Annotated in this window: 24 protein-coding genes and 3 tRNA genes; 20 read left to right on the top strand and 7 right to left on the bottom strand. The window is 52.8% G+C overall.

The genetic code is table 11. The features are described 5' to 3' along the window. Complete coding sequence (locus BB497_15640) at positions 1-558, bottom strand: lipocalin (GenBank protein ID AVI64039.1); 558 nt, start codon at positions 556-558, stop codon at positions 1-3. 159 nt (positions 559-717) lie between these two features. Here BB497_15640 and BB497_15635 point away from each other — a divergent pair, with 159 nt between their 5' ends. From BB497_15635 to BB497_15620, 4 genes are all read left to right on the top strand, one after another. Next, positions 718-1,137, top strand: a complete 420-nt coding sequence (locus BB497_15635; GenBank protein AVI64038.1) for a hypothetical protein — start codon at positions 718-720, stop codon at positions 1,135-1,137. Positions 1,138-1,249: 112 nt separating this feature from the next. Further along, positions 1,250-2,701, top strand: coding sequence for a sodium:alanine symporter (locus tag BB497_15630; protein AVI64037.1), 1,452 nt, complete (start codon positions 1,250-1,252; stop codon positions 2,699-2,701). A 171-nt stretch (positions 2,702-2,872) separates the two neighbouring features. Beyond that, positions 2,873-3,481 (top strand): FMN-dependent NADH-azoreductase, encoded by a 609-nt coding sequence (locus BB497_15625; GenBank protein ID AVI64036.1) that lies wholly within the window; start codon positions 2,873-2,875, stop codon positions 3,479-3,481. Positions 3,482-3,537: 56 nt separating this feature from the next. Further along, positions 3,538-3,837 carry a cysteine methyltransferase gene (locus BB497_15620; GenBank protein AVI64035.1) on the top strand — a complete coding sequence of 100 codons (300 nt, stop codon included), beginning with the start codon at positions 3,538-3,540 and terminating at the stop codon, positions 3,835-3,837. A 55-nt stretch (positions 3,838-3,892) separates the two neighbouring features. On the opposite strand, the gene BB497_15615 is transcribed toward BB497_15620, so the two are convergent. Further along, positions 3,893-5,461, bottom strand: coding sequence for a hydrolase (locus tag BB497_15615; GenBank protein ID AVI64034.1), 1,569 nt, complete (start codon positions 5,459-5,461; stop codon positions 3,893-3,895). 41 nt (positions 5,462-5,502) lie between these two features. Further along, on the bottom strand, positions 5,503-6,420 hold the full coding sequence (locus BB497_15610) for a multidrug DMT transporter (protein AVI64033.1): 918 nt from the start codon (positions 6,418-6,420) through the stop codon (positions 5,503-5,505). Between the two features lie 227 nt (positions 6,421-6,647). On the opposite strand from BB497_15610, the gene fadH reads away from it, so the two are divergent. The 5 genes from fadH (at position 6,648) to BB497_15585 (ending at position 14,999) form a co-directional block, all read left to right on the top strand. Then, positions 6,648-8,669, top strand: a complete 2,022-nt coding sequence (gene fadH, locus BB497_15605; protein AVI64032.1) for an NADPH-dependent 2,4-dienoyl-CoA reductase — start codon at positions 6,648-6,650, stop codon at positions 8,667-8,669. A 144-nt stretch (positions 8,670-8,813) separates the two neighbouring features. Then, positions 8,814-9,857: a threonine aldolase gene (locus tag BB497_15600; GenBank protein ID AVI64031.1), complete on the top strand. Its 1,044-nt coding sequence runs from the start codon at positions 8,814-8,816 to the stop codon at positions 9,855-9,857. Between the two features lie 279 nt (positions 9,858-10,136). Next, a complete protein-coding gene (locus tag BB497_15595; GenBank protein AVI64030.1) occupies positions 10,137-12,059 on the top strand; it encodes a PrkA family serine protein kinase in 1,923 nt (640 codons plus the stop codon). 67 nt (positions 12,060-12,126) lie between these two features. After that, positions 12,127-13,416, top strand: a complete 1,290-nt coding sequence (locus BB497_15590; GenBank protein AVI64029.1) for a hypothetical protein — start codon at positions 12,127-12,129, stop codon at positions 13,414-13,416. A 20-nt stretch (positions 13,417-13,436) separates the two neighbouring features. Further along, a complete protein-coding gene (locus BB497_15585; protein ID AVI64028.1) occupies positions 13,437-14,999 on the top strand; it encodes a SpoVR family protein in 1,563 nt (520 codons plus the stop codon). A gap of 70 nt (positions 15,000-15,069) precedes the next feature. On the opposite strand, the gene BB497_15580 is transcribed toward BB497_15585, so the two are convergent. Beyond that, on the bottom strand, positions 15,070-15,384 hold the full coding sequence (locus BB497_15580; GenBank protein AVI64027.1) for a high potential iron-sulfur protein: 315 nt from the start codon (positions 15,382-15,384) through the stop codon (positions 15,070-15,072). A 257-nt stretch (positions 15,385-15,641) separates the two neighbouring features. On the opposite strand from BB497_15580, the gene BB497_15575 reads away from it, so the two are divergent. Together BB497_15575 and BB497_15570 are read left to right on the top strand one after the other, a co-directional pair. Then, the gene (locus BB497_15575; protein AVI64026.1) at positions 15,642-15,917 is read left to right on the top strand and encodes an AsnC family transcriptional regulator; all 276 of its coding nucleotides are present in this window, start codon (positions 15,642-15,644) and stop codon (positions 15,915-15,917) included. A gap of 148 nt (positions 15,918-16,065) precedes the next feature. After that, entirely contained in the window at positions 16,066-16,914 is an 849-nt protein-coding gene (locus tag BB497_15570; GenBank protein ID AVI64377.1) for an endonuclease, read from the top strand. 244 nt (positions 16,915-17,158) lie between these two features. Here the strand turns inward: BB497_15570 and BB497_15565 are convergent. The 3 genes from BB497_15565 to BB497_15555 all read right to left on the bottom strand — a co-directional run bounded on the left by BB497_15565 (position 17,159) and on the right by BB497_15555 (position 17,552). Next, positions 17,159-17,245 (bottom strand) — tRNA-Leu (locus BB497_15565). A gap of 31 nt (positions 17,246-17,276) precedes the next feature. Beyond that, positions 17,277-17,363, bottom strand: a tRNA-Leu gene (locus BB497_15560). Between the two features lie 102 nt (positions 17,364-17,465). Beyond that, positions 17,466-17,552 (bottom strand) — tRNA-Leu (locus BB497_15555). 282 nt (positions 17,553-17,834) lie between these two features. Here BB497_15555 and BB497_15550 point away from each other — a divergent pair. The 9 genes from BB497_15550 to BB497_15510 all read left to right on the top strand — a co-directional run bounded on the left by BB497_15550 (position 17,835) and on the right by BB497_15510 (position 26,960). Further along, positions 17,835-20,249 carry a ribonuclease R gene (locus tag BB497_15550; protein ID AVI64025.1) on the top strand — a complete coding sequence of 805 codons (2,415 nt, stop codon included), beginning with the start codon at positions 17,835-17,837 and terminating at the stop codon, positions 20,247-20,249. 2 nt (positions 20,250-20,251) lie between these two features. Then, positions 20,252-21,049, top strand: a complete 798-nt coding sequence (locus tag BB497_15545) for a 23S rRNA (guanosine(2251)-2'-O)-methyltransferase RlmB (protein ID AVI64024.1) — start codon at positions 20,252-20,254, stop codon at positions 21,047-21,049. A gap of 211 nt (positions 21,050-21,260) precedes the next feature. Continuing rightward, positions 21,261-21,638, top strand: a complete 378-nt coding sequence (locus tag BB497_15540) for a 30S ribosomal protein S6 (protein AVI64023.1) — start codon at positions 21,261-21,263, stop codon at positions 21,636-21,638. Between the two features lie 33 nt (positions 21,639-21,671). Next, positions 21,672-21,899, top strand: coding sequence for a 30S ribosomal protein S18 (locus tag BB497_15535; GenBank protein AVI64022.1), 228 nt, complete (start codon positions 21,672-21,674; stop codon positions 21,897-21,899). A 12-nt stretch (positions 21,900-21,911) separates the two neighbouring features. After that, a complete protein-coding gene (locus BB497_15530) occupies positions 21,912-22,763 on the top strand; it encodes a hypothetical protein (protein AVI64021.1) in 852 nt (283 codons plus the stop codon). Positions 22,764-22,778: 15 nt separating this feature from the next. Continuing rightward, complete coding sequence (locus tag BB497_15525; GenBank protein ID AVI64020.1) at positions 22,779-23,225, top strand: 50S ribosomal protein L9; 447 nt, start codon at positions 22,779-22,781, stop codon at positions 23,223-23,225. 256 nt (positions 23,226-23,481) lie between these two features. After that, positions 23,482-26,118, top strand: coding sequence for a replicative DNA helicase (locus BB497_15520; protein ID AVI64019.1), 2,637 nt, complete (start codon positions 23,482-23,484; stop codon positions 26,116-26,118). A gap of 106 nt (positions 26,119-26,224) precedes the next feature. Further along, positions 26,225-26,518: a hypothetical protein gene (locus BB497_15515; GenBank protein ID AVI64018.1), complete on the top strand. Its 294-nt coding sequence runs from the start codon at positions 26,225-26,227 to the stop codon at positions 26,516-26,518. 139 nt (positions 26,519-26,657) lie between these two features. Beyond that, positions 26,658-26,960 (top strand): hypothetical protein, encoded by a 303-nt coding sequence (locus BB497_15510; GenBank protein AVI64017.1) that lies wholly within the window; start codon positions 26,658-26,660, stop codon positions 26,958-26,960. Positions 26,961-26,994 lie beyond the last annotated feature (34 nt).

Below are 26,994 nucleotides of genomic sequence, written 5' to 3'. Positions count from 1 at the left end.
TTAGCGCGGCGGGCAGTTTTGATCCTGCACGACGTCGATCAACTCATCGGTTGGGAAGTTAAGCTCGGCTGCCCGCTGGCGCAGGCTTTGTTCTAGCTCGCTATCGATTTGCGGTGTGCGAGCGAGAATCCAGAGATAGTTGCGGTTGGGGCCAGAGACCAGCGCCCACTGGTAGTCGTCATCTAGCTCAAGCACATTATAGCCACCGTAAAAGGGGCCAAAGAAGCTGACTTTAAGACGTCCAACGCTTTCGTCGTCAATAAAATAGGCGCGCCCTTCAGCTTCATTCCACTCTTGATCGTCTAGGCTATAGCCCCGGTTAATGACTCTTACGCCCCCGTCGCTACGCAGGCTATAGTCGGCGGTGACGCAGTCAAGACCACGTTCAAAAGAGTGATCCAGGCGCGCTATTTCATACCATTTGCCTAGGTAGCGGTTAAGTTCAAAGTCGGTGACAGGTTCGGTACCTGCAGGTATGCCGGTACAGCCTGCTAACAATAGGCCGCAACATGCTGCGATCCCTGGCTTTGCCGCAGCGTAACAGGCCGATTTAAGCATCATGCTCTCCTATTCATTTAACTTAAAAACGCTAACGCTAGCAGTGTCGAGGAGTAAGCGCCATGGTTGTCGTCGACTACACTTAACGGCAGCAGTGGCTTACCACTCATACTCTTCGGCAGCACGATCAATAATTTTAACAACAAACAAGGAGTGTCTATGTGGCATCAGCAGGAGATCCATTTCCCAGAAATGCCGCGGGGCTTTCATCATGTGACCGATGATATTGCCAGGGCATTGCCCTGTTTGGCTGATTGCAGCCAAGGGTTGCTTCATTTGCAGCTTATGCACACTTCCGCATCGCTTACTTTAAATGAAAACACCGACCCTGATGTATGTCTCGATATGGATGCGTTTATACGCCGTTTGGTGCCCGATGGGCTGACTTATTTTCGTCATACGCTTGAAGGGCCAGATGACATGCCCGCCCATGTGGCGGCGAGCCTTTTTGGGACACAGCTTACCTTAGCTGTGCGCGATGGGCGTTTAGCGCTAGGTACATGGCAGGGTGTGTGGCTCGGGGAGCATCGGGAGCAGGGCGGTCTGCGGCGTTTGTTGGTGACATTGACTGGATGTTAAGGTTAGTAAGGGTTTTCTTGCTATTTTTAGATTATTTTTCCAATTTTCTTGCCATTTTAGTGCAGCCGTGAAGAATGATGCGCCTTCATAGTTTCAAAAAGGCGTGTTTGGTATGGATTTTACTCTTCCTCCTCTGTTGACGGCGATGGTTGATCGCGGCAACGGACTGCTGTGGGGCAGCGTGCTGATTTATCTTTTGATCGGCGCGGGCCTCTATTTCACTGTGATGACACGTGGCATTCAGGTGCGCTATTTCGGCCATATGTTCAAACTGCTGCGCACATCTCGCCAATCTAACGGTGGTATTTCCTCTTTCCAGGCGCTCTCCACCAGCTTGGCGGCACGGGTAGGTACTGGCAACCTTGCGGGTGTGGCGGTGGCTATTTACTTTGGCGGCCCCGGCGCGATTTTCTGGATGTGGATGACCGCCATGGTGGGTATGGCTACCAGCTTTGTGGAGTCTACCCTGGCTCAGGCATACAAAACCGACCACGGTGATAACACCTTCCGTGGTGGCCCTGCCCGTTATATTGAGCGCGGTCTTGGGTTGCGTTGGCTAGCGGTGCTGTTTTCTATCTGCTTGATTATTGCCTTTGGGCTGGCTTTTAACAGTGTGCAGGCCAACTCTATTGCCCAAGCGATGGAGCAGGCTTTTGCAGTTCCCACTTGGGTGATGGGGCTGGTGTTAATGGTTGTAGTGGCGCCGATTATTTTTGGCGGTCTGAAGTCGATCGCCAAAGTAGCCGAGCTGGTGGTGCCGTTAATGGCGCTGCTGTATCTGGTGCTTGCGCTGATCGTTGTGGCGCTGAATATTAGCGATTTACCCGCTGCCTTTATGACCATTATACAAAGCGCGTTTGGCTTGGAGCAGGCGGCCGGTGGCGCAATGGGCTACGCCATTTCTCAGGCGATTATGAACGGTATTCAGCGTGGTCTGTTCTCCAACGAGGCGGGTATGGGGTCGGCACCTAACGCGGCAGCTACCGCCAGTACACGACCTAACCACCCCGCTGCCCAGGGGTTTATCCAAATGCTGGGTGTGTTTTTGGATACGCTAGTGATTTGTACTGCGACGGCGGCGATTATCATTATGGCGGGGCCTGAGCTGTTAACCAGCGAAGAGAGTAACGGTATTCAGCTAACCCAGATGGCGCTTTCCAGCCACGTGGGTGAATGGGGCGGTATGTTTATTGCCGTGGCTATCTTGCTATTTGCGTTTACCTCGGTCATTGCTAACTACTCCTACGGTGAATCGAATATCGAGTACTTGGCAGGACGCCGGGCACCGGTCGCTGTGCTGATCTATCGCTTAGCGGTACTGGGTATGATTATGGTGGGTTCGGTGGCGAGTCTTGGTGCTATCTGGAACTTTGCCGACCTTTCCATGGGGATGATGGCGATTATCAACCTGGTGGCTATCTTACTGCTGTCGCCCATCGCGTTTGCGCTGTTCCGAGATTATGACGAGCAGCTTAAAGCGGGCAAAGAGCCGGTGTTCGACCCTAGCCGATTCCCCAAACTGGCTAACAAGGTAGACCCGAACGCTTGGCCTAAAAAGCAGTAACCTGATCTTAATGGTCGTCTAGCCCCACCCTGAAAAAGCAGGGTGGGGCTTTTTTACGACATCATGATTCGATTTTGTCGAATAAAACTGGGAAAACGTTGCGCTTTTGCTTATCTAAAAGCACCGTAAAATAGCCCCAATACCAACTACTTATTTGTTAAAGGCTATCTTATGACCACTCAAGCGCTGCTGGTGACTTCTTCTATTTTGGGCGACAACGGGCAGTCGAATGCGCTTGCCCACCATTTTAAAGCGCTGGCGGAGTCTCGCTCTGGCGTAGCGGTCACTCACCGGGACGTGGTAGCCAATGCACTCCCCCATTTGGCGATTGAGGAACTAGGTGCCTGGCAAACCCCTGCCGAAGAGCGCAGTGCTGAGCAGAAAGCGTTAGCGGCCTACTCCGATGAGCTATTGGCAGAACTGCGTGCCAACGATGTGCTGGTACTGGCGGTGCCGATGTATAACCTAGGCATTCCTTCTCAGTTAAAAGCGTGGTTCGATCGGGTACTACGTGCCGGTGAAACCTTCCGCTACACTGAAAATGGCCCCCAGGGTTTGATTGAAGGCAAACGGGCGATTATTCTCGCTGCCCGTGGTGGTCAGTACGCGGGCACCGAGCTTGATAGCCAAACGCCACATCTAAAAACCATGCTTGGTTTGATGGGCATTAGCGATGTCGAGGTCGTTTTTGCTGAAGGTTTAAACATGGGCGATGAAAAGCGCGATGCGGCGCTAAAAGAAGCGTTTCAAGCCATTGATCAGTTGGTCGAAGCGCTCTAAAACACCGTCTAGCCGCTGAGACAAGCAGTCATTAAGAAAAACCAGTCGAGAAAGCAATGCCGCGCCCGGAGCTGCTTGAACAAATCTATACCATCGTTGATCAGATTCCCGCTGGACGGGTGACGACCTATGGGCGTGTTGCAGCAATGACAGAGGGCGCTACCCCGCGCATGGTGGGCTCGGCCATGCGTCACTTGCCAGACGGGCATCAGTTGCCCTGGCACCGGGTAATCGCCGCGTCGCTGACGCTAGCTGACCATGGTGGTGCTGCGCGCCAGCATCAAAAGCTACGTGACGAAGGCGTGGTGTTTGATAGCAAAGGGCGGGTGCCCGCTCATCTTGTCTGGCCTGATTGAGCTAAGTGACGCGCGCTAAAAAATAACGCCGCTCGAATTGAGCGGCGTTATTGGTTTACTCTTCCAGGTTAGCCCCAGACTTCCAGGACCAGTCGCGCCAGCGAAGGTCAAACAGATCTTTGCGGCGGTCTTTTAGGTTGGTCACCGAGCCTTCGGCACGCACCACCGTCAGGCGCGTTAAATCGAGATCCGAGAAGAAGATCATTTCGGTGTTAGGCGTCGTTTCTGCCAGTACTGCATCATGGGGGAAGGCAAAGTCAGACGGCGTAAACACAGCTGATTGCGCGTACTGGATATCCAAGTTTTCAATCGAGGGTAAGTTGCCGACGCTGCCGCATATCACCACGTAGCACTCGTTTTCGATGGCACGTGCCTGTGCACAGTGGCGTACACGCAGGTAGCCGTTTTTGGTGTCGACCCAAAATGGTACGAAAAGAATATCCATATCCTGGTCAGCCAGTAGGCGGCCAAGCTCCGGGAACTCCACGTCATAACAGATTAAAATGCCTACGCGTCCTGCGTCGGTGTCGAATACTTGCAGTTCGTCGCCACCCTCAATCACCCAATCGCGGCGCTCTTGTGGGGTGATATGCAGTTTAAACTGCTTCTCTACTTCGCCGTCTCGGTGGAAGAGATAAGCGACATTATAGAGTCGATCATCTTCACCCACCTCAATCATAGAGCCACCAACAATGTTGATGTTGTATGAGACTGCCATTCTCGACAGCTCGCTCTTGAATCGGTCGGTAAAGCTTGCAAGGAAGCGTATAGCGGCCGTCTGGTCTTTTTGGGCGGCGCGATCTTGCAAGCCCATCAGTGGCGTTGTGAATAGCTCGGGAAAAACGGCAAAGTCACTTTGGTAATCTGATAACGCATCTACAAAGTATTCAATCTGCTGTAGTGCTGCTTCAGCAGACGCGAACTCACGCATTTGCCACTGCACGGCACCTACGCGAACTTGCGTGGGGCGGGTATCGAGCACGCTTTCAGCGGGTTCAAACAGGATGTTATTCCACTCAAGTAGAGTGGCGTAGCCACGTGACTGTTCATCTTCTGGCAGGTACTTACGCAGTAGTCGCTTTACCTGGAAATCATTTGCCAGTTGAAACGATAAAATGGGGTCGTAAATCTCTTTACGAGAGACTTTTTCAATATATTGGGCTGGCGTAAGTTCTACCGCGTGTTGATGATATTCAGGTATCCGCCCCCCGGCTAAAATAGCGCGCAAGTTGTGTGACCGGCACAGCTCTTTGCGTGCTTCATATAAACGCCGTCCTAGACGGTAGCCACGGTAGTCGGGGTGGATCAGCACATCCAGCCCGTACATGGCATCGCCATCCTCATTGTTGAGGATCGTTTCACGATGGCCGATGAGGTCGTCATATTTATGCGGATTAGAAAACTCGTCGTAATCTACCTGTACAGTAAGTGCTACGCCCACCAATATTCCATCATCCTCAATGGCAATTTGGCCATCGGGAAATTCCTTGATGAGCTTGTCAATGGTGTGCTTTGGCCACGCACCGCCGATGTCGTGATACACCGCGTCCATCAGCGTTTTGAGCTGTTCGTAGTCATCGCTGTTGAGATTGCGAAGATTAAGATGCAGGTCTTCTAGGGACATGTATAAGGTTCCCGGCCGTCGAATGAAGTTAGCCTATTGTATCATTGCTGAGCGCTGCTCGTTTTATCTGCTGCCACCGAACGCACCAGCGGCCGCGTTAGCGTCTGCGCCATGATCACACCCGCCAAAATTAACAGCCCGCCGATGAAGTGGAATCCAGCCACCCGCTCACCTAAAAATGCCATCGCAATAAGCGCACTAAACAGCGGCATCAGGTTGATAAAAATACTCGACTGGTTAGCGCCGATTTGGCGCACTGCGCGCATCCATAAAAAAGTAGTGATAATTGAGGCAGGAATGCCCGCGTAGAGAATCAGCCAAATATTGTGGCTATCCACCGGTGTCATTGGGCCCATTAAATAAGGTGGTAGCAAGAACAGCACCGCAAAGCAGACCTGAGCATAGAGCATTACCCAGGGCGGTAAGTTCATTGCCCAGCGCTTAAGCATCACGCCATACAAGGCGTAACAGGTAGCGGCGACGACCATCAGCGCGTCACCGTAGGCGACCTGGAGCTGCAGTAAGGAGAGCGGGTTACCTCGGCCAAGCAGCACGGTTACCCCCACAAAAGCCAGCACACCGCCAACGACCCCGCCTAAGGTGGGCGGTTCGCGTAAAATGAGCGCGCTTAACAGCACTGTTAATAGAGGCACCATGGCCGCTAGTATGCCCATATTGGTTGCAGTGGTCGTTTCAGCCGCCACATAAGCTAAGCCTTGCCACAGCCCCATGCCTAATAGCCCTAGTAGCGCCAGTTTAGGCCAGTTGCGATATATCTCCTCACGGTGGCGTAGTACTGCAGGCAGCACAAACGGAGTCATGACCACCAGAGCTAACAACCAGCGTAAAAAAGCGATGCTGCTGGGGGCAATAGCACCGACGGTTAATTGGTTAATAGTCATATTCCCTGACCAGATCAACACCGTGGCCAGTGGCGGTAAAAAATAAATCAATGGCATAGCACGTTCCCTAATTGTTAGCCGGTTAATGTGACGCGCTTTGCCGTGATGAGCAAGGCCTAAGGCGGCCCAGTACCGTCGTGATTTCAAAGCGTGATATTAAGATGGGTAAAGGTCTGTACGTCGTGGCAAGTATGTCATACGCTTGTTTGAATGTTTTCGGCAAGAAGTTCTAAAATTTAGAAGTTCTAACAATAGTGAAGCTCTAACACTGTAGGAGCACCGTGATGAACCATACGCCCGCTTATCCCAACCTTTTTCGCCCGCTGACCCTCGGCCATTTAACGCTTCCCAATCGTGTGCTGATGGGATCGATGCATACCAATTTAGAAGAGGCGCCCAACGGCTTTGAGCGCTTGGCCGCGTTTTATGCCGAGCGCGCGCGCGCGGGCGTTAGTCTGATCGTTACCGGGGGTATTGCTCCAAATGCCGAAGGCGCGGTTTTTCAGGGCGCTAATGCGCTGATGGATGAGTCCCAGGTACAAGAGCATCGGCAGGTGGTGGACGCTGTGCATGAGGCGGGGGGGCATCTCTGTATGCAGATCCTTCACGCTGGCCGATATGCTTACTCTCCTGAGCTAGTGGCCCCCTCCGCTATACAGGCGCCTATCAACCCATTCACCCCGCGGGCGCTTTCAAGCGATGACGTTGAGCAGCAAATCGCTGACTACGTGCGCTGCGCAACGCTTGCCCAGCAGGCGGGTTATGACGGTGTTGAGGTCATGGGGTCCGAAGGCTATCTGATCAATCAGTTTATTTGCCAGCGTACTAATCAGCGCGATGATGAATGGGGCGGTAGCTTCGAGCAGCGTATCCGCTTCCCCGTGGAAATTGTTGCGCGTATTCGTGCAGCGGTCGGCGAGCGTTTCTTGCTGATTTTCCGCCTCTCGATGATTGACCTAGTGGAGGAGGGCAGCACGTGGGAAGAGGTGGTTCAGCTTGGGCAGGCCATTGAAGCTGCCGGCGCTAACGTGATTAATACCGGTATTGGCTGGCATGAAGCGCGGGTGCCAACCATTGTCACCAGCGTTCCCCGCGCCGCCTTTACCGAAGTCACTAAGCGTATTAAATCAGCGCTCTCTATCCCGCTGATTACCACCAATCGCATCAATATGCCGGAGGTGGCCGAGCGCGTGCTGGCTGAAGGTCACGCCGATATGGTTTCCATGGCGCGTCCTTTTCTGGCTGACCCAGAGTGGGTAAGCAAAGCCGAAGCAGGCTTGGCGGAAGAAATTAATACCTGCATCGCCTGTAACCAGGCCTGCTTGGATCACACCTTTATGGGCAAGCTGACTTCATGCTTGGTAAACCCCCGTGCTTGTCACGAAACCGAGTTAAACCTTGACCCCGCGCAAACGCCTAAGCAGGTAGCAGTGGTGGGCGGTGGTCCAGCGGGGCTGGCTTCTGCTGTCGCAGCGGCAAGTAGAGGGCACCACGTGGTCCTGTTTGAGCGCCGCAGCGAGCTGGGCGGGCAGTTTAACTATGCCCGCAAAATCCCCGGCAAAGAGGAGTTCAATGAAACCCTCCGTTACTTCCGCGTTATGTTGGAAAAGCATGGGGTAGAAGTGCGTTTAAACACGGCGGCCACTCCCGACAACCTCGCTGAGTTTGATGAGGTGGTGGTTGCCACCGGCGTGATGCCCAGAGAGCTGGCACTCCCAGGGGCTGATCACCCCAGCGTGCTTAGCTACGCTGAAGCGATTGAGCAACCCGAGCGGGTAGGCAAGCGCGTAGCGGTCATTGGCGCGGGTGGCATTGGGTTTGATGTATCAGAGCTATTGGCCCACCAAGGGCATCCCTCACTGGATCTAGATGCCTGGTGCGATGAGTGGGGTGTCGACCTCGCTATGGGCGAGCGGGGTGGTTTAAAATCGCCAATGCCACCAGCCTCATCCCGTGAAATTGTTATGCTGCAGCGTAAAAGTTCTAAGCCCGGCAAGAATCTGGGTAAAACCACGGGCTGGGTGCACCGCGCATCGCTAAAACAGCGTGGTGTGAAAACCCTGACCGGCTGCGAATACCTTAAAATCGACGATGCAGGCTTACATATCCGTCGTGATGACGAGGAGCAGGTGCTGGCGGTAGATTCGATTGTTGTTTGTGCAGGCCAGGAGTCGGTGCGTGATTTAATTGCCCCCCTCAGCCAGGCTGGCGGTCGTGTCCACGTGATTGGTGGTGCAGATGAAGCGGCCGAACTGGATGCCAAGCGTGCTATTGACCAAGGCACGCGTCTTGCCGCTGCGCTTTAGTCAAGTTATTAGCGCGGGTGACGTAAACGTTTAAATGGCGATAGACTGGTTAACCAATTTAGCTGTTAACCACGGTTAAATCTCCAAGGCGCGGGTGGCACCCAGCCCGCGCTGTACGACCGCGAGATAAAAAGGACTATTGCCATGCCCTCGGAGTGCACCCCACGATTTTTAGCCAGTGATAATACGTCCGGAATTTGTCCGGAGGCCATGCAATATCTGCTAGAAGCTAATCAAGCCGATGACTTAGCCTACGGTAACGACCGTTGGACCGCCCGTGCTGCTGATCGTTTTCGTGAAATGTTCGACTACGATTGCGATGTGTTTTTTGTCTTTAACGGCACTGCCGCTAATTCATTGGCGCTCTCTGCGATGGGGCGTAGTTATCACAGCGTCATTTGCCATGAGCTGGCGCATATCGAAACTGACGAATGCGGTGGGCCCGAGTTCTTTTCCAATGGAGCTAAGCTGCTTACCTCACCAGGGGCGAATGGCAAGTTAACGCCGCAAGGTATTGAGGCGTTAGTAACCAAGCGCAGCGATATTCACTACCCCAAGCCCAAAGTGGTTTCGCTTACCCAGGCGACTGAAGTAGGCACGGTGTATTCGCGTGAAGAGCTGCTCGCCATTCGCGCGATGGCCGATAAACATGACCTACGTCTGCACATGGACGGCGCGCGGTTCGCCAATGCCTGCGCCGGTCTCAATGCGAGCCCCGCCGAGCTCACGTGGCAGGTGGGTGTCGATGTTCTGTGCTTTTCAGGCACTAAGAACGGCCTTGCGTTTGGTGAGGCTATTCTGTTTTTCAACCGTGATTTGGCTGAAGACTTTGCCTACCGTTGTAAGCAGGCAGGGCAGTTGGCATCAAAAATGCGCTATGTTTCCGCGCCTTGGTTGGGGCTTTTGGAAAGCGGTGCATGGTTGACCAATGCTGAGCACGCTAACGCGATGGCACGCTATTTATCGGAAGGGTTGCAGGCACTTCCCGGTGTTTCACTGATGTTTCCTACCCAGGCGAACAGCGTCTTTGTTGAACTGCCCCCCCAGGCCATCGAAGCGTTGAAAGCTAAAGGTTGGACCTTCTACACCTTTATTGGCGCCGGTGGTGCGCGTTTTGTCTGCGCTTGGAACACCACCGTTGAATTGTTAGATCAGCTATTAGTCGATGTAAAAGCAGTACTAGAGTAACGCGCCATGCAGCTTTTATTGTCGATGCGCCGCCTTATGGCGGCGTTTTGCGTTCTATTCACGGCTGCTGATTTTGATTTAGCGAATATGCGCTGAGCGATTTCAACGCAACTAAACCTCTTCTGTCATGCTCATAACCATAACGCTGCAGCGTTGAAGAATTAGTAATTACTTTTTGCTAATGCTGACTACGCTGATAAAGCGACACCTCGTTTTGTACGCCGTTACAACGCTGTGTTTGTGCGGTAGCTGCCTGAGGATGGGCTACAGGAGAGTTCAATGAGCATCTTTGATCACGTCCAAGACCGATTCGCCCGCGTACAGCAAGAAGACATTAGCCTGGAGGAGTATCTAGCGCTTTGCCGCAGAGACCCTAAGGTCTATGCGAGTGCCTCTGAGCGCATGCTTGAAGCAATAGGCGAACCTGAAGTGATCGACACGGCGAAAGACCCGCGTCTGTCACGCATTTTTTCGAATAAGGTGATTCGCCGCTACCCTGCCTTTGCCGAATTTCACGGCATGGAAGAAGCCATTGAGCAAATTGTGGCTTACTTCCGCCATGCAGCCCAAGGGCTAGAAGAGCGTAAGCAGATCCTCTATTTATTAGGGCCGGTGGGTGGCGGTAAGTCGTCGTTGGCTGAGCGCTTGAAACTGCTGATGGAGCGTATCCCCTTTTATGCCATTAAAGACTCCCCCGTTTATGAGTCGCCGCTAGGGCTATTTTCTCCTGAGGAGGACGGCGAACTACTGGAACAGGAGTACGGCATTCCCCACCGCTACCTGCGCAGCGTGATGTCGCCCTGGGCTGCTAAACGACTTAAAGAAGCCGGTGGTGATATCTCCCAGTTTCGGGTAGTGCGGCTTTACCCCTCACGGCTGAATCAGATCGCCATTTCTAAAACTGAGCCGGGCGATGAAAACAATCAGGATATCTCCTCCTTAGTAGGTAAGGTGGATATCCGTCAGCTAGAGCTTTACTCACAAGATGACCCCGATGCTTACAGCTTCTCAGGCGGGCTGTGCCGCGCTAACCAGGGGCTGATGGAGTTTGTGGAGATGTTTAAAGCGCCGATAAAGGTGCTGCACCCGCTACTTACCGCGACCCAAGAGGGGAATTACAACCCCACCGAAGGCATGGGGGCTATTCCTTTTGACGGCGTGATTTTAGCCCACTCCAATGAGTCGGAATGGCAGGCGTTTCGTAATAACCGCAACAACGAGGCGTTTCTAGACCGGGTTTATATCGTCAAGGTGCCTTACTGCCTACGGGTCTCTGAAGAGATCAAGATTTACCAAAAGCTACTGGAGGACTCTTCCCTCAACGCAGCGCCCTGCGCGCCGGATACGCTGCGTATGCTGGCTCAGTTTTCGGTGCTTTCGCGGCTAAAGTTGCCAGAAAATTCCAGCATTTATTCGAAGATGCGCGTTTATGATGGCGAGAACCTGAAAGACACTGACCCTCGGGCTAAGTCGATTCAAGAGTATCGTGACGCGGCCGGTGTTGATGAGGGGATGCAAGGGTTATCGACCCGTTTTGCATTCAAGATTCTCTCCAAAGTATTCAATTTCGATAGCACAGAAGTCGCGGCCAACCCCGTGCACTTACTCTATGTGCTGGAGCAGGCGCTAGAGCGCGAGCAGCTACCCTCTGAAGTGTTTGAGCGCTATATCGGTTTTATTAAAGAGTTTTTGGCGCCCCGCTATGTGGACTTCATTGGCAAAGAGATCCAAACCGCCTACCTGGAGTCTTACAGCGAGTATGGCCAGAATATTTTCGACCGTTATGTAACCTATGCTGATTTTTGGATTCAGGATCAAGAGTACCGCGACCCCGAAACCGGCGAGCTGCTTAACCGCCAATCGCTGAACGAGGAGCTTGAGAAAATTGAGAAACCGGCAGGGATTTCCAATCCGAAAGACTTCCGCCATGAGGTAGTTAACTTTGTGTTGCGTGCTAGGGCGCAAAATAACGGCATGAACCCCAGTTGGCAGTCCTATGAAAAACTCAAAGGTGTTATCGAACACAAAATGTTCGCCAATACTGAAGAGCTGCTACCGGTGATCTCGTTTAATGCCAAGGCCTCGAAGTCTGACCAGAAAAAACACGAGGATTTTGTGGCGCGCATGGTAGACCGTGGCTACACCGAAAAACAGGTTAGGCTACTGTCGGAGTGGTACTTACGTGTACGCAAATCCCAGTAGCGGATGGTTCTTAAGGCTAGTGCCGGGTAATAGGGCTAGCGCTTAAGGCCACGGTTAAGGAGGTCGTATGACCTACTTTATTGATCGCAGACCCAACGCTAAGCACAAAAGCGCGGTCAATCGACAGCGCTTCCTAGAGCGTTATCGTAAGCACATCAAGCGTTCGGTGGAGGAGGCGGTGAACCGCCGCTCCATCACCGACATGGAGCGGGGAGAGAAAATATCCATACCCACTAAAGATATCTCTGAGCCGGTCTTTCAACACGGCCCCGGCGGTGCGCGAAATATTGTATCGCCGGGGAATAAGGAGTTCTTGGAAGGCGATAAAATACGCCGCCCTAGCGGTCAGGGCGGTGGTGATGGCGCAGGGGAAGGGGGGGCTTCTAACCAGGGCGAGGGTAACGATGAATTTGCCTTCACCCTTAGCCGCGAGGAGTTTCTGGAGTTTGTGTTCGACGGTTTAGAGCTGCCTCATTTGCAACGCAAGCCGCTTAAATCCCTCGAAGAAATCAAGATGGTGCGGGCAGGGCTAGCTCGGGATGGTGTGCCATCACGTATTAGCATTACCCGCTCAATGCGGGAAGCCTATGCACGCCGTATTGCCATGCGTGCGCCTATCAAGCGGGCGTTAAAAGAGGCTCAAGACGCGCTAGCTGCCGAAGAGCGTAAAGACCCAGTATTGCGCAACCCTGCACGTGTTGCCGAGCTGAAGGCCGAGGTCGAGCGCCTGGAGAAACGCATCGAAGCGGTGCCGTTCATTGATACCTACGACCTGCGTTATCACCAGCTGGCCGCACAGCCTCAGCCCTCAAGCCAAGCAGTGATGTTCTGTGTGATGGATGTATCCGGCTCCATGACGCAAAACCATAAAGACATCGCTAAGCGATTCTTTTTATTGCTCTATCTGTTTTTAGAGAAACATTACGAAAAGGTCGAGCTGGTGTTTGTGCGCCACCACACAGCGGCGCGGGAGGTCAGCGAAGAAGAGTTTTTCTACTCCCGGGAAACGGGCGGTACGATTGTTTCTAGTGCGCTCACGTTGGTGAATAAAATCATTGAGAAGCGCTACCCGGCCGGGCTGTGGAATCTCTATGTGGCGCAAGCTTCCGACGGTGATAACTGGGACGACGACTCAAATATTTGTCGGGATTTGCTGATCAAACAGCTTATGCCGCAACTGCAGTACTACGCTTATGTAGAAATTACCCCTCACGACCATCAGTCGCTTTGGCATGAGTATGAAACGGTGGCCGCACAGTTTTCTGAGCGGTTTGCCATGCGTCAGATTGTTGATGCGGGAGATATCTACCCTGTCTTCCGTGAGCTGTTTAAGCGCCGCTTAAGCCAGGAGCGGTAACGCGAGTAGAGGAGTGCGCTATGAGTGTAACCCGCAAACCAATAGCCACCGGTTCCGACTGGAATTTTAGTGTACTAGAGCGCTTTGACGAAGAACTCGCCAGGCTCGCTGATGAGTATCGGCTGGACACCTATCCCAACCAAATAGAGGTAATCACCACCGAGCAGATGATGGATGCTTATGCCAGTGTAGGTATGCCGGTGGGCTACCATCACTGGTCGTTTGGCAAACAATTTCTTGCTGTCGAGCAAGCATATAAACGTGGTCAGATGGGGCTTGCCTACGAACTGGTGATTAACTCTAACCCTTGTATTGCCTACTTGATGGAAGAGAACACCCTGATGATGCAGGTGCTGGTCATTGCCCACGCCTGCTATGGGCATAACTCGTTTTTCAAAGGCAACTACCTGTTTCGCACCTGGACTGATGCAGACTCCATTGTTGATTATCTGGTTTTTGCCCGTAAATACATTGCTCAGTGCGAAGAGCGCCATGGCGTTCATGCGGTAGAGCAGCTATTGGATGCCTGTCACGCGCTGCAAAACTATGGTGTCGATCGCTATAAGCGTCCTTCGCCTATTTCTGCGGAGGAAGAAGCCAAGCGGCAAGAGGAGCGCGAAACTTACCTGCAAACCCAGGTCAACATGCTTTGGCGAACGATCCCAGAGCCGCCTAGCGGTATCGTTCCGCTGCCGGGTAGCCTACCAAGCAATGATGATCCGTTGGGGTTGCATGATGGGGTCTCCTACCCACCGGAGCCGCAGGAGAACCTGCTCTACTTTATCGAGAAAAATGCCCCGTTACTGGCGCCCTGGCAGCGTGAAATTGTGCGGATTGTGCGTAAGCTGGCGCAATACTTTTATCCACAGCGGCAAACCCAGGTGATGAACGAAGGCTGGGCCTGTTTTTGGCACTACACCTTAATGAATCGGCTCTATGACGAAGGCAAGGTGGATGAAGGCCTGATGCTGGAGTTTTTGCAATCCCACGCGGCGGTCATCAATCAGCCAGGCTTTGATAGTTCCCACTACAGCGGCCTTAATCCCTATGCGTTGGGCTTTGCGATTTTTATGGATATCAAGCGTATCTGTGAAGCTCCCACTGAGGAGGACAAAGAGTGGTTCCCGGATATAGCGGGCAGCGCGTGGCGAGACACCCTTGAGTTTGCTATGCGTAACTTTAAAGATGAATCCTTCATCCAGCAGTTTTTGTCGCCCAAGGTCATGCGCGATCTTAAGCTTTTTTTAATCGTCGATGATGATCAGTCAGAAACGATGGAGGTGGCCGCGATTCATGACGACCGAGGGTATAAGCGAGTGCGCAATGCACTTTCAAGCCAGTATGCGCTTTCATTGCGTGAACCTAATATCCAAGTGGTAGAAGCCGCCATTCGCGGTGATCGCTCGTTAACACTGCACCACGTTCAGGATAGCCGTCGACCCTTAAGCCGCAGTGTTTATCCAGTTATACGCCATTTACAGCAGCTCTGGGGGTTTCCGGTACAGCTGGTGTCAATAGAGGAGGGTAGAGTTACCCATCGATTTCGCTGGCCGGTAGAAGAGGAAAACAAAGACACTGGCTAGTGGTTCCCAAAAAATTACCCCGCGACAGGCGCGGGGTAATGACTTATAGCGTTAGCAAAGCGATTAGGCGTTATGCTTGCGCGGTCCAAGACTGACACCAGCCTTTGGGCTCAACGCTGTTCTGCGGGAACAGTTGGCAACCTTCTGTATCGGCGACCCAGAACATGCAGTTATCGCAAACTTCGCCTTCTTCATAGGCGGGGTGATCGCTTGCGTCACTTGCAACTTCAACGTAGTTAAGTGCTTGAGCGGTGGATGAAGAAGGGTCTAGGCGCGGCAGTTCTTGTGCAAATGCAGTTTTAGAAAGAATCCCAGCACCCAGCGGCAGAGCAGCAAGACCTAAAACGCTGTTACGCATGAACTTACGACGGCTTTGATTAGCCATGGTATCTCCTTATCGTCACGGACTGACGTTAGATCATAGTTACGGGTGGTGGTTCCACCTCTTTAACGTTTCAACACATGGTGCATAAACGTTGCCAGCTATATGCTAGCGCATGCTAAAAATTTGTGCGAATAACCTTATGAAAAGCGCGACAATTGGTCACGTTACGCCGCAGTGCTTGGTCTTGTCCGGTGGGCTGTTATACTCGGCCGATTGCCGCTTTGCGGTTTTTATATTTATTTTTCAAGGAGGGCGCCATGCAAAACGCAGTTATTTTAATTAATACTGAAAAGGGCCAGGTCAAAGCGGTCGCCGAGCGTCTAGCCGATGTTGAAGGCATCAGCGAGGTTTACTCCACTTGTGGCCGCTACGACTTGGTTGCTATTGCGCGAACCCGCGACTTTGAAAGCCTGGCCGAACTGGTTACCGAGCGGCTTAACGCCGTAGAGGGAATCAGTGATACCGAAACCCTTAATGCCATGCAGGTGCACTCCCGTCACGATTTAGAAACGATGTTCTCGGTTGGCTGGTAGCCGTTTCACCTGCGAACGTTAGTGCCAAATGAACACTACAAACACGTAAAAATAATCAAATAGAAAAATCAACTAAAATAAGTGCTTAGAAGATAGGTGCTTAGTAGGTAAGTATTCCAGGGGAGTAAGGTAGTTGGGGAAATCGCTTTTGCGCTGGCGTCGCCAGGGTCGACGTCTGGGTATTGCCGTGCTGTTTGTGGTGGTGGGAACCGGACTATGGGAGTTCCAGGGGCGCCAGCATCAGGATGCCTACACGTGGATGGGCGTGCCCACCTGGGATGGGTTTCATCCCACTACGTTTCACCGGGTGTTGCGTAACGATGGGTTTCTAGTGGGGTGGTCAGACGTGCGGGTAAACCCTCTCTGGGTTAGCTATCAAGTTACTGCGGTGCCAGATGATATGAGGATTGGCTCAAGGCCTAACTTTCAAGCTGATTGGCGCACGTTATGGCCTATTAGTGCTGATAGCTATGCAGGCAGTGGCTACGACAGAGGCCATCTAGCGCCCAACTATGCCATTGCTGCCGTGCACGGACGAAGTGCTCAAGTGGATACGTTCTTAATGAGCAATATGACGCCCCAGCGGCCCAACTTAAATCGTCAGCTTTGGCAGCGTCTTGAACAGTCCGTGATGGATCATTTTGCTCCGCGCTTTGAGCGCTTGCAGGTGGTAACCGGGCCAGTATTCCCTGAGCGCTTTATGGATAACGTGTTTAATCGGGTGGGCTTTGTAGAAGTGCCTGAGGCCTTTTACAAAATTATCGTAGCGCCTCACGATGAGGCACCGCTTGCACTTGCCTTTATTATGCCCCAAGACGTGAGGGGCAATGAGCCGCTTGAAGATTACCTTGTCACCATTGATGAAGTTGAAGCGCGAACAGGGCTTAACTTTTTTCCAGACCTATCGGCAGAGCTTGAGGCTGTACTGGAAGGAGAGCTACGTACCCAAGGGTGGGCGCTGGAAGATGTCTCTCGTAGGCCCGGGCGCTTTCAATAGAACAAAAAAAGGGATTAGAAAGAAAGCGATTAGCTAATATCTGGTGGGCAGTGGCGTCGAGAGTTGATTAAGGCGCCATGCCTGCAAATGCGACTGGCTACGCTTAGAAAAGTATCGCCACAGAGAGCGTATTAGCTTTGGGCTATAATGGATTCTAAGTCAATGGATAAACAGAGGGGGGTATAAACAGAAATAATTTTACGTAGAATTTCGTTTAAAGAGATGCAAACGGGGCTATTGAAAATGGTGCCCAGGAGAGGACTTGAACCTCCACGTCCATACGGACACTAGCACCTGAAGCTAGCGCGTCTACCAATTCCGCCACCTGGGCGCATCATCTCTAACAACTGTTTGTATTCGTATGGTGCCCAGGAGAGGACTTGAACCTCCACGTCCATACGGACACTAGCACCTGAAGCTAGCGCGTCTACCAATTCCGCCACCTGGGCGAATACAAACATACTGCCTATTGCTATAAGCCTTACTGCTTAAAGTCTTACTACTTGGCTGCACCTAGCTACATCGTGTAAAGGGGGTAACACAACGTAGTTTGGTGCCCAGAAGAGGACTTGAACCTCCACGTCCATACGGACACTAGCACCTGAAGCTAGCGCGTCTACCAATTCCGCCATCTGGGCAAGTGGCGCGTATGATACCCGGGTCGCGGTTAAATGCAAGCCCCAGAGGGCCTTTTTTATACCATAAATCGCACATTTACGACGCCAGATGGTTGGGTGATTGAACATGCGGCGCTATACTGCATACATGACCAAACAAAACATGAATTTACTCAGCCTTATGGGAATTGAACCAGCCGCTGAGCCAGCTTGTAAAACGCTAGCTGAATACTCTCACCCGCAGCATTTACTGGCTGCGTCTATTATTCGCCTCCCGCAGACGCAATTAAGGATGTTGATCGCATGAAGTATTGGACGTTGAGTGATGATCCGCACGCCGAGCGCGAGGCGCAAAAGTACGATAATCCAGCGCCTAGCCGCGAATACTTGCTAGCTGCTTTAGAAAGCTACGGCAAACCGATTACGCATGAAAACATGAGTCGGATGCTCGGCATTGAAGATGAGGATCATCTTGAGGCGGTGCGTCGTCGGATGGCGGCGATGGAGCGCGACGGCCAAGTGCTGCGCGATCGTCGTGGTGCCTACGCACTCATTGATAAGCTTGATTTGATCAAAGGCAAGGTGCTGGGGCATCGTGATGGTTTTGGCTTTATTTTGCGTGATGATGGCAAAAAGCCGGACTTGGTACTGCCTCCGCGGCAAATGCGTCGCGTTTTCCACGGTGATCACGTGCTGGTTCGAGTGAGCGGGCGTGACCGCCGAGGCCGGGATGAAGCCACTATTGCGGATGTGATTTCACGTAACACCCAAACCATAGTGGGCGTATATCGTAGCAATACGCCGGAGTTTGGCGTGCTTATTCCTGAGAATCCGCGCATCACTCAAGAAGTGATAATTCCTCATACGGCCAGCGCAGGTGCTAAAGATGGTCAGGTGATTTCCGCTAAAGTTGTTAAGCAGCCGGAAACCCGCGTTCAGCCGGTGGGTGAAGTGATTGAGGTGTTGGGTGAGCGTATGGACCCCGGCATGGAAATTGATATCGCCATCCGCAGCTACGATATTCCTGCTGAGTTCCCGCCTGAAGTGCTGGATCAAACAAGCGGTATTTCAGCGGAAGTGCTGGAAGCGGATAAGCAGCATCGGATAGATCTGCGCGATACACCGCTGGTGACTATTGATGATGAGTCTGCGAAAGACTTTGATGACGCGGTATGTGCCTGGAAAACCAAGTCGGGTAGCTGGAAACTGTTGGTCGCGATTGCTGATGTTTCCCACTATGTGCGTCCGGGCTCTGCGCTTGATGATGAGGCGCGTACGCGCGGCAACTCGGTCTATTTCCCTGGCCAAGTAGTGCCCATGCTGCCTGAGTTACTCTCTAATGGCTTGTGTTCACTCAATCCCCATGTCGATCGCTTGGTGATGGTCTGTGAGATGAATATCTCAAAGACCGGCGCCATTAGCCGCTACTCCTTCTATGAAGCGGTCATGAAGTCACATGCTCGCCTTACTTATAACAAGGTGGCGGCCATACTTGATAATGAGAGCGAAGAGGGTGAGGCGCTGCGCAATCAGCACCAGGATCTGGTGAAGCCGCTGCAAAATCTGCACGAGCTTTATCATTTGCTGCGTGAGGCTCGGGAAGAGCGCGGGGCGCTTGATTTTGATACCACCGAAACGGCAATTATCTTTAACGATGAGCGCAAGATTGAAAAAATTGTGCCTCGCACCCGCAACAATGCTCATAAGATCATCGAAGAGTGCATGCTTGCCGCAAACGTCGCTACGGCACGCTTCTTAGATAAGCACGACTTGCCGGCGCTTTACCGCATCCACGAGCGCCCAACCCCAGAGCGACTTGATAAGCTGCGCCTTTTCTTAAGCGAACTAGGGCTTTCGGTGGGTGGTGGTGATATGCCTACTCCGCAGGACTATCAGGCGCTGCGCGAAGTGATTATTGATCGCCCAGACGCTGACATCATCCAAACGGTGATGCTGCGCTCGATGAATCAGGCAGTCTATTCGCCCCAGAATGAAGGCCACTTCGGTTTGGCGTATCAGGCGTATGCGCATTTTACCTCGCCAATTCGTCGCTATCCTGACCTGCTGGTGCACCGGGCTATACGCTCGGTTATTCGCGGGCCGCGCCAGACTAACACCGTGGTGCGTGTCGAAGGCGCGCCCGTCGAGCCGCCGAGCAAGTGGTGTCCTTACACCTTTGAGCAAATGCTTGAGCTGGGTGAACACTGCTCAATGACCGAGCGGCGTGCTGATGAGGCAACCCGCGACGTTGAAAGCTGGCTTAAGTGTGAGTTTATGTCAGATAAGCTGGGTGAAACCTTTGACGGCACCATTGCCTCGGTGACTCAGTTTGGCTTGTTTGTGCGCCTTGATGCGTTCTATGTGGAAGGTTTAGTGCACGTTACTTCGCTGCCCTCTGACTACTACCACTATGAGGCAGAAAAACATCGGCTCAAGGGCGAGCGCACAGGCACTACCTATCGACTGGGCGACGGCCTAACGGTGCAGGTAGCGCGGGTCGATATGGATGACCGCAAGATTGATTTTGGCTTGGCCGATGAGAAGCCGCGCCCGCGTCGTCAGCCGCGCAAACGTCGTGGTGGAGAGAGTGGTGGAAAGAGTGGTGGAAAAGACGGGGGCGCTGAAAAATCTGCGGCTCCATCAGATAAACAGCCAACGCGCCGGGGGCCGCGTCGTACGCGTAACGGCTCGCGTAAACCTGCGCCGAATAAGGAGTGAGCATGAAGTCGGCGTCATCTCGGCGCAGCTCGCGTCCGGTTGTCCGTACCCCTGATGGGTTAGATCACGTGTACGGCGTTCACGCACTTGAAAGCCTGTTAGAGCGAGGCGAAACGCCCCGTGAATTATGGGTTCAGCAAGGTGCAGGCACTCGCCTAAAAGAAGTGGTTGCCAATGCGCAGGCGCGGGGTGCACGTATTAAAGAGCAGCCTCGGGAGCTGTTAGATCAGCTCACCCAAGGTGCGGCTCATCAGGGCGTTGTGGCATTTTGCCCGCCGCTGGTGCCCGAGGGAGAAGAATCGCTTTGGCTAAAACTGCGTGCTTGGCAGGCGCCGACACCTCCGCTGCTGTTGGTGCTAGACGGGGTTACCGACGTGCATAATTTTGGCGCCTGCTTGCGGAGTGCCGATGCTGCGGGTGCCCATGGTGTCATTGTCGCTAAGGATAAAGCAGCGCCCCTGAATGCCACTGTGCGCAAAGTAGCCTGTGGAGCCGCCGAAGTGGTGCCCGTTTACCAAGTGACCAACCTTTCACGCACCTTAGCCAAGCTAAAAGACGCCGGCGTTTGGATTACCGGGACGGCTGGGGAGGCTGAGGCTAGTGTGTTTGAGATTGATATGACCGGGCCAACAGCGCTTGTTATGGGTGCCGAAGGGAAGGGGATGCGCCGCCTGACGCGGGAGGCTTGCGACAATTTAGCCAAGCTGCCTATGGCAGGGCAGGTCTCTAGTCTGAACGTTTCAGTCGCCACGGGTATTTGTTTGTTTGAAGCTGTTCGTCAACGACAGCTTGCAAGTTAACTACCTGCCCACTAAAATACTTGCGCCCGTTTATCTATAAGCGGGCGCACGTTATTGGCTGATAGCCAGTACAAAACACAGTTCTGCTTGATGTCTTGGCTCCCATTGCTGTTTGCGGTAAGCCCGGGCATTTCAGTTAACTCCTTGCTTCCCTGTCGTCTAGCGTTTTTGCGCAAACACACCGGAAGCTGTCAAACCGCAAGGAGATTCCATGCGTCATTACGAAATCGTGTTTATGGTCCACCCGGATCAGAGCGAGCAAGTGCCGGCTATGGTCGAGCGCTACACCAGCATTGTTACCGAGAATGCGGGTACTGTGCATCGCTTAGAAGATTGGGGTCGCCGTCACTTGGCTTACCCGATCAACAAGATCCACAAAGCCCACTACGTGCTGATGAACGTTGAATGTACCGGCGAGACACTCGACGAGATCGAGAACATCTTCCGTTTCAACGATGCCATCATCCGCAGCCTAGTAGTTCGCTGCAAAGAAGCGATCACTGAAGCTTCTCCGATGATGAAACCGGCAGAAGAAAAGCGTCCGCGTCGCGAAGAAAAGCCGCGCGAAGAAGCTGAAGAAACTGCCTGATTCTATCCACTGCACGTTTTAAGGAGCTAGTCCATGGCACGTTTTTTCCGTCGCCGTAAGTTTTGCCGCTTCACCGCTGAAGGCGTCAAGCAGATCGATTACAAAGATCTCGACACGCTGAAGGCTTACATCACCGAAACCGGTAAGATCGTTCCGAGCCGTATCACCGGTACCAAAGCACGCTATCAGCGTCAGCTTGCGACTGCTATCAAGCGTTCGCGTTATCTGGCACTGCTGCCCTACTCCGATAGCCACCAGTAAGCGTTTAACGTGATGCTGGCACTAGCACGATGGCTGATGCGGGGCACGCCCTATGCCGCAGGCGGGGCAGCGCTAGCAACGCTAGTGCCTTGGCTGTTTTGGTTAGGAGCAGCCATTGCAGCGTTAATGACCTTGCGCAAAGGCTTTGCCCCTGCGCTACCGGTCATTATCTCAGCCGCGCTGCCGGCAGGTTTTTGGTGGGCACAGGGTGACGTGATTCCGCTTGCCAGCGTATTGCTGGTAACGCTAATGGCCGTCATCTTGAGAGAAAGGATGCGTTGGAGCGAAGCCTTAATCGTAGGGGCAATAGCCGCTGCGGTAATGGTTCAGCTTGGCATCTTTAGCCCACCAGGTGGAACCCAGCTAATGCTGGAGCAGTTGCGAGAGGGTTCCGACGAAGTCGATCGTATGCTCACAGAGTTTGCTAACCAGGGGTATGACACCCAGACACTTGCCGCGATAGTGGTGGGAGGTGTGACGGGCTTGGTTGTACTTTTAGCAGGCATTGCGTGTTTAGCTTTAGCACGAAGTTGGCAGGCTGGGCTTTATAACCCAGGCGGCTTTCGTGAAGAGTTTCACTCGCTACGTCTAGCCCCCAAAGAGCTGGCTATTCTAGTAGTGCTCGGGGCGGCTGGGATGATGCTAGGGGCGCATGCTTTGGCAATGTTGGGCTGGATTCCGCTATTGGTTGCTGGCGTTGCGTTAGTGCACGGGTTTATTGGATTAAAGGGGATGAACGGGCTGTGGCTGGTAGCATTTTATGTGCTACTGATCACGACCTGGCCCACGATTCTCATTGTGCTGCTGTTGGGGCTGATTGACACATTCGCGAACGTTCGCGCACGCCTTGCCCGCAGCAATTGACAAGAGGTTTACGAGATGGAAGTCATTCTGCTCGATAATATTGGTAAGTTGGGCGGCCTGGGTGACAAGGTCACTGTGAAGCCTGGTTATGGTCGTAACTACTTGGTACCTTACGGCTTAGCCGTACCGGCCACCAAAGAGAACGTAGAGGCGTTTAAAGCGCAGCGTGCTGAGCTTGAAGCCCAAGCCGCTGAGCGTAAAGCAGAAGCCGAAGCCCGTGCAGAGCAACTTAACGACATCGAACTGTCGTTGGTTTCTAAAGCCGGTGATGAAGGCAAACTGTTCGGCTCTATTGGTCCTCGCGATCTGGCTGACGCTATTTCCTCCGCTGGCATCGACGTTGCCAAGAGCGAAGTGCGTATGCCGCAAGGCCCGATTCGTCAAACTGGCGAATATGACATCGCTCTTCACCTGCATGTAGATGTTGACGCTGTTGTACGCGTGGTCGTTGTCGCAGAGTAAACGCTCTCGCCAACGCTGACGCCTCAAAGGGCGCGGGGATTCCCGCGCCCTTTGTTATTTGTAGACGCCCGATTGTAATCGGCATTGTTTTGGCTATATGAAATGCCAGCCAAGTGTCGTTCAAAACCCTCGGCTGTATAGGTAGGCCGTTGTTTTTAGAACGCCATTGGATCTGCTAACTTCCGTGGTTGGGGCAGTGGTTTCTCATTAAGATAAGTATCGTTGTTGGCTACGTATTACTGTCAAGGAGCTCGCTATGCAGGACAAGCCTTCTGCTGATCAGGAAACGGCAGCGCTGAAGTTGCCGCCGCATTCGCTAGAGGCGGAGCAGTCGGTGTTAGGCGGGCTAATGTTGGATAATCAAGCCTGGGATAACGTTTCAGAGCGCTTGGTAACCGACGACTTTTATCGCTACGAACATCGCCTCGTCTTCAACGTGATGATTCATTTAGCGGAGTCTGGGCAGCCGCTGGACGTGATAACGCTCTCTGAAGCGCTTGAAGCCAGAGATCAGCTCGATACGGTGGGTGGGCTGGCATTTCTAGCCGAGCTTGCCCGTAATACCCCCTCAGCTAGTAATATCCGCGCCTATGCGGATATTGTGCGTGAACGTGCGACGCTACGTAAGCTTATCCGGGCGGCAAATCAAATAGCCGACGGAGCTTTCTCCCCACAAGGGCGGCCAGCTGACGAACTGCTCAATGAGGCCGAACGGCTGGTATTTCAGATCGCTGAAGAGCGTCCGAAAACCGGTGGCCCGATCGGCATGAGTGAGCTACTCACCAAAGCAGTTGACCGCATTGATGAGCTGTTCAATCTCAAAGGTGAAATGACCGGGCTTTCCAGCGGGTTCCGCGATTTGGATGAGATGACATCTGGGCTGCAGCCCTCTGATTTGGTAATTATCGCCGGGCGCCCCTCCATGGGTAAAACCACTTTCGCTATGAATTTGGTAGAGCACGCGGTTATTGCCAGCGATAAACCGGTCATGGTGTTCTCTATGGAGATGCCTGCCGAATCGCTAATGCTACGTATGCTTTCATCCCTTGGCCGGATTGACCAAACTCGGGTGCGTTCAGGCCAGTTAGAAGACGAAGACTGGCCGCGCCTTACCTCAGCGGTCAACCTGCTGAAAGACAAGCAACTGTTTATTGACGATACGGCAGCACTCTCACCTAACGAGATGCGCTCGCGGCTGCGTCGGGTCGTGCGTGAGCACGGCAATATGGCGTTAGTTATGATCGACTACCTGCAGCTTATGCAGATCCCTGGCTTTTCCGAAAACCGTACGGGCGAAATTTCTGAGATTTCTCGCTCTTTAAAAGGGTTGGCAAAAGAGTTTCAGTGCCCCGTGGTGGCGCTTTCGCAGCTTAACCGCTCGCTGGAGCAGCGTCCCAACAAACGTCCAGTGATGTCGGATCTAAGGGAGTGTGTCACGGGAGACACATTAGTTATGCTGGCAAGCGGAGAACGATTGCCGATTCGTGAGCTGGTGGAGCAAACGCCTAATGTTGTCTCGTTAGGGGAAAACGGAAGACTCCATCGCTCCGCTACGGATTTAGTGTGGTCAGTGGGCACCAAGCCTGTGTTTGAAGTTTCCCTCGCCAGTGGTCGGCGTATTCGCGCCACTGCCAAGCATCGCTTAAAAGCACTGTGGGATTGGAAAACCGTAGCCGATCTAGCGGTGGGTGACCGTGTTGCAGTCGCCAGGCAATTGCCCGAGCCTGAGAGTCCGGTGGAGTGGGATGAGCATGCGCTTATTCTATTAGCCCATTTGCTGGGTGACGGCAGCTATGTCAAAGGACAGCCGCTGCGTTACACCACCGCCAGTGAAGCGAATAGCGAGGTCGTTAAGTGCTCTGCTGAGCAGTTTGGTTCAACCGTTACCCGCCATGCTGGGCGTGGTAACTGGCATCAGCTAGTCATTGCCGGTAATGGCAACCGTTGGCATGCAAAAGGGGTAGGGCGTTGGTTGAAGATGCTGGGCATTTTTGGGCAGCGTTCAGCCGAAAAATATATTCCTAGCGATATTTTTAAGCTTTCCAATCAGCAGCTTGCTTTATTTGTGCGCCACCTTTGGGCGACCGACGGTAGCATTACGTCGGATAAAAATGGCCGTACTCGGTTATATTTCTCTACGGTTAGTCGCCGCTTAATTGATGATGTTAGCGCACTGCTGCTGCGCTTCGGCATTGTAGCCAGAATTCGTCACGTGGTATCTGGGAAAGGTGATGGCTGGTATACCGCCGATGTGTCTGGGGGAGAGCAGCAAAAGCGCTTTGCTAAGTACATTGGCGCGTTTGGCCACCAGAAAGCGGCATTAGAGTCGCTTAAATCTGGGGCTGCCAATCTAAACACCAATATCGATACCCTGCCACAAGAAGTATTTGATTACGTTAAGCAGGCTATGGTGGAGAAGGGGATCAGCCAGCGTCAAATGGCATCGATGCGGGGTACTGCTTACGGAGGCTCTTCGCACTTTAGTTTTTCACCTTCTAGGGCGACGTTAAGCAGCTATGCTGACTTGCTCGGTGATGATGCTTTATCGCAGGTTGCTTCCAGTGACCTCTTTTGGGATCAAATTGTCGAGATACGTCCCTGCGGAGAGGAGGAGGTCTTTGATTTGACGGTGCCGGGTGATGCTTGTTGGCTAGCCGACGGTATCGTTAGCCATAACTCGGGCGCGATTGAACAGGATGCGGACGTTATCGCCTTTGTTTATCGTGATGAAGTCTATAATCCGGACAACCCTGACAACCAAGGGATTGCGGAACTGATTATTGGCAAGCAGCGTAACGGGCCTATCGGCACGGTGCACATGGCGTTTATAGGTAAATACACCCGGTTTGAAGATCTAGCGCCCGATCGCTATGGCGAAGCGTTTGGCGATTAACGTATGCGCAGGCGGTTAACGCAGATGCGGGTAATTAACTTGTGTGGAACAGGGCAGGTCGTATAATGCTCGCCCCTCTTTCGAAGCAGATAGACAGGAGTAGAAAATGGCAGGTGGTTTTAGACGTGGTAACCGAAAGCGTCTTCCTAAGCTGGAGGGCCGCGGGGAGTTGCAGTCGCTAGAGCGCGAAGGGCCATTTAAAGAGTGGTTGGGAATGCCTGACCTTTACCGCTACTTCCTGGTGGTGGAAGGGGAGAAGTACAGTTACCAAACCGAAGATGGTGAGTTGCCTGTGGCGGTTGGTGACAAGGTTGTCTTTCGTTATAAGGAAACCAAAGGCGGAAACTGGATTGATCGCAATTCACTAGGCAAGGCTATCGACCCGTCTGAATATCAATAATTGAACGCATAAGTTGACGTTTTGGTCAGGAACTCTTTTGTTAAGTTGCCGTCTCATGAAGTTAGTGCCAAGGTAACATTATTGTCATGGGTTTACGGGATGCTTTGCCCATGACAATGTCTAATAACAGGAGGGAACCATGGAGCTAAAAGAGCTTAAACAGTTTGTCGCAAACCACGACAACTTCGAAATTCGCGTTATTACCCACTCAGGCAGCCGCTTCTATCAGGTTGAGCTTGAAGATGTTGAAGGTGAGCGACATATGCTGACGCAACGTCATAAACCGATGCTGTTTCGCTCGCTAGATGACGTCTATCTGGAACTTAAGCGAGCAGGCATTCATCGCGCGTATCTAGTTCAGCATGTGCCGCAAGATGAAGTGATCGGACGCGATGCCCACTATAGCGAGCCGTTAACATCTCGCATGCCGCTCGTGTTTTAAGCAGTGGGTTTGGCGAGTTTGGTCAAAAAAACGC

This window comes from Halomonas sp. GFAJ-1 (assembly GCA_002966495.1).
Classification (GTDB): Bacteria; Pseudomonadota; Gammaproteobacteria; order Pseudomonadales; family Halomonadaceae; genus Vreelandella.
Note: the sequence above shows the minus strand (reverse complement) of the source record. Positions and strands in the feature narration are given on the sequence as shown.

Coding starts and splice junctions, on each gene's coding strand:
- BB497_15640 (AVI64039.1), bottom strand. CDS start 558: ATGCTTAAATCGGCCTGTTACGCTGCGGCAAAGCCAGGGATCGCAGCA.
- BB497_15635 (AVI64038.1), top strand. CDS start 718: ATGTGGCATCAGCAGGAGATCCATTTCCCAGAAATGCCGCGGGGCTTT.
- BB497_15630 (AVI64037.1), top strand. CDS start 1,250: ATGGATTTTACTCTTCCTCCTCTGTTGACGGCGATGGTTGATCGCGGC.
- BB497_15625 (AVI64036.1), top strand. CDS start 2,873: ATGACCACTCAAGCGCTGCTGGTGACTTCTTCTATTTTGGGCGACAAC.
- BB497_15620 (AVI64035.1), top strand. CDS start 3,538: ATGCCGCGCCCGGAGCTGCTTGAACAAATCTATACCATCGTTGATCAG.
- BB497_15615 (AVI64034.1), bottom strand. CDS start 5,461: ATGTCCCTAGAAGACCTGCATCTTAATCTTCGCAATCTCAACAGCGAT.
- BB497_15610 (AVI64033.1), bottom strand. CDS start 6,420: ATGCCATTGATTTATTTTTTACCGCCACTGGCCACGGTGTTGATCTGG.
- fadH (AVI64032.1), top strand. CDS start 6,648: ATGAACCATACGCCCGCTTATCCCAACCTTTTTCGCCCGCTGACCCTC.
- BB497_15600 (AVI64031.1), top strand. CDS start 8,814: ATGCCCTCGGAGTGCACCCCACGATTTTTAGCCAGTGATAATACGTCC.
- BB497_15595 (AVI64030.1), top strand. CDS start 10,137: ATGAGCATCTTTGATCACGTCCAAGACCGATTCGCCCGCGTACAGCAA.
- BB497_15590 (AVI64029.1), top strand. CDS start 12,127: ATGACCTACTTTATTGATCGCAGACCCAACGCTAAGCACAAAAGCGCG.
- BB497_15585 (AVI64028.1), top strand. CDS start 13,437: ATGAGTGTAACCCGCAAACCAATAGCCACCGGTTCCGACTGGAATTTT.
- BB497_15580 (AVI64027.1), bottom strand. CDS start 15,384: ATGGCTAATCAAAGCCGTCGTAAGTTCATGCGTAACAGCGTTTTAGGT.
- BB497_15575 (AVI64026.1), top strand. CDS start 15,642: ATGCAAAACGCAGTTATTTTAATTAATACTGAAAAGGGCCAGGTCAAA.
- BB497_15550 (AVI64025.1), top strand. CDS start 17,835: ATGAAGTATTGGACGTTGAGTGATGATCCGCACGCCGAGCGCGAGGCG.
- BB497_15545 (AVI64024.1), top strand. CDS start 20,252: ATGAAGTCGGCGTCATCTCGGCGCAGCTCGCGTCCGGTTGTCCGTACC.
- BB497_15540 (AVI64023.1), top strand. CDS start 21,261: ATGCGTCATTACGAAATCGTGTTTATGGTCCACCCGGATCAGAGCGAG.
- BB497_15535 (AVI64022.1), top strand. CDS start 21,672: ATGGCACGTTTTTTCCGTCGCCGTAAGTTTTGCCGCTTCACCGCTGAA.
- BB497_15530 (AVI64021.1), top strand. CDS start 21,912: ATGCTGGCACTAGCACGATGGCTGATGCGGGGCACGCCCTATGCCGCA.
- BB497_15525 (AVI64020.1), top strand. CDS start 22,779: ATGGAAGTCATTCTGCTCGATAATATTGGTAAGTTGGGCGGCCTGGGT.
- BB497_15520 (AVI64019.1), top strand. CDS start 23,482: ATGCAGGACAAGCCTTCTGCTGATCAGGAAACGGCAGCGCTGAAGTTG.
- BB497_15515 (AVI64018.1), top strand. CDS start 26,225: ATGGCAGGTGGTTTTAGACGTGGTAACCGAAAGCGTCTTCCTAAGCTG.
- BB497_15510 (AVI64017.1), top strand. CDS start 26,658: ATGGAGCTAAAAGAGCTTAAACAGTTTGTCGCAAACCACGACAACTTC.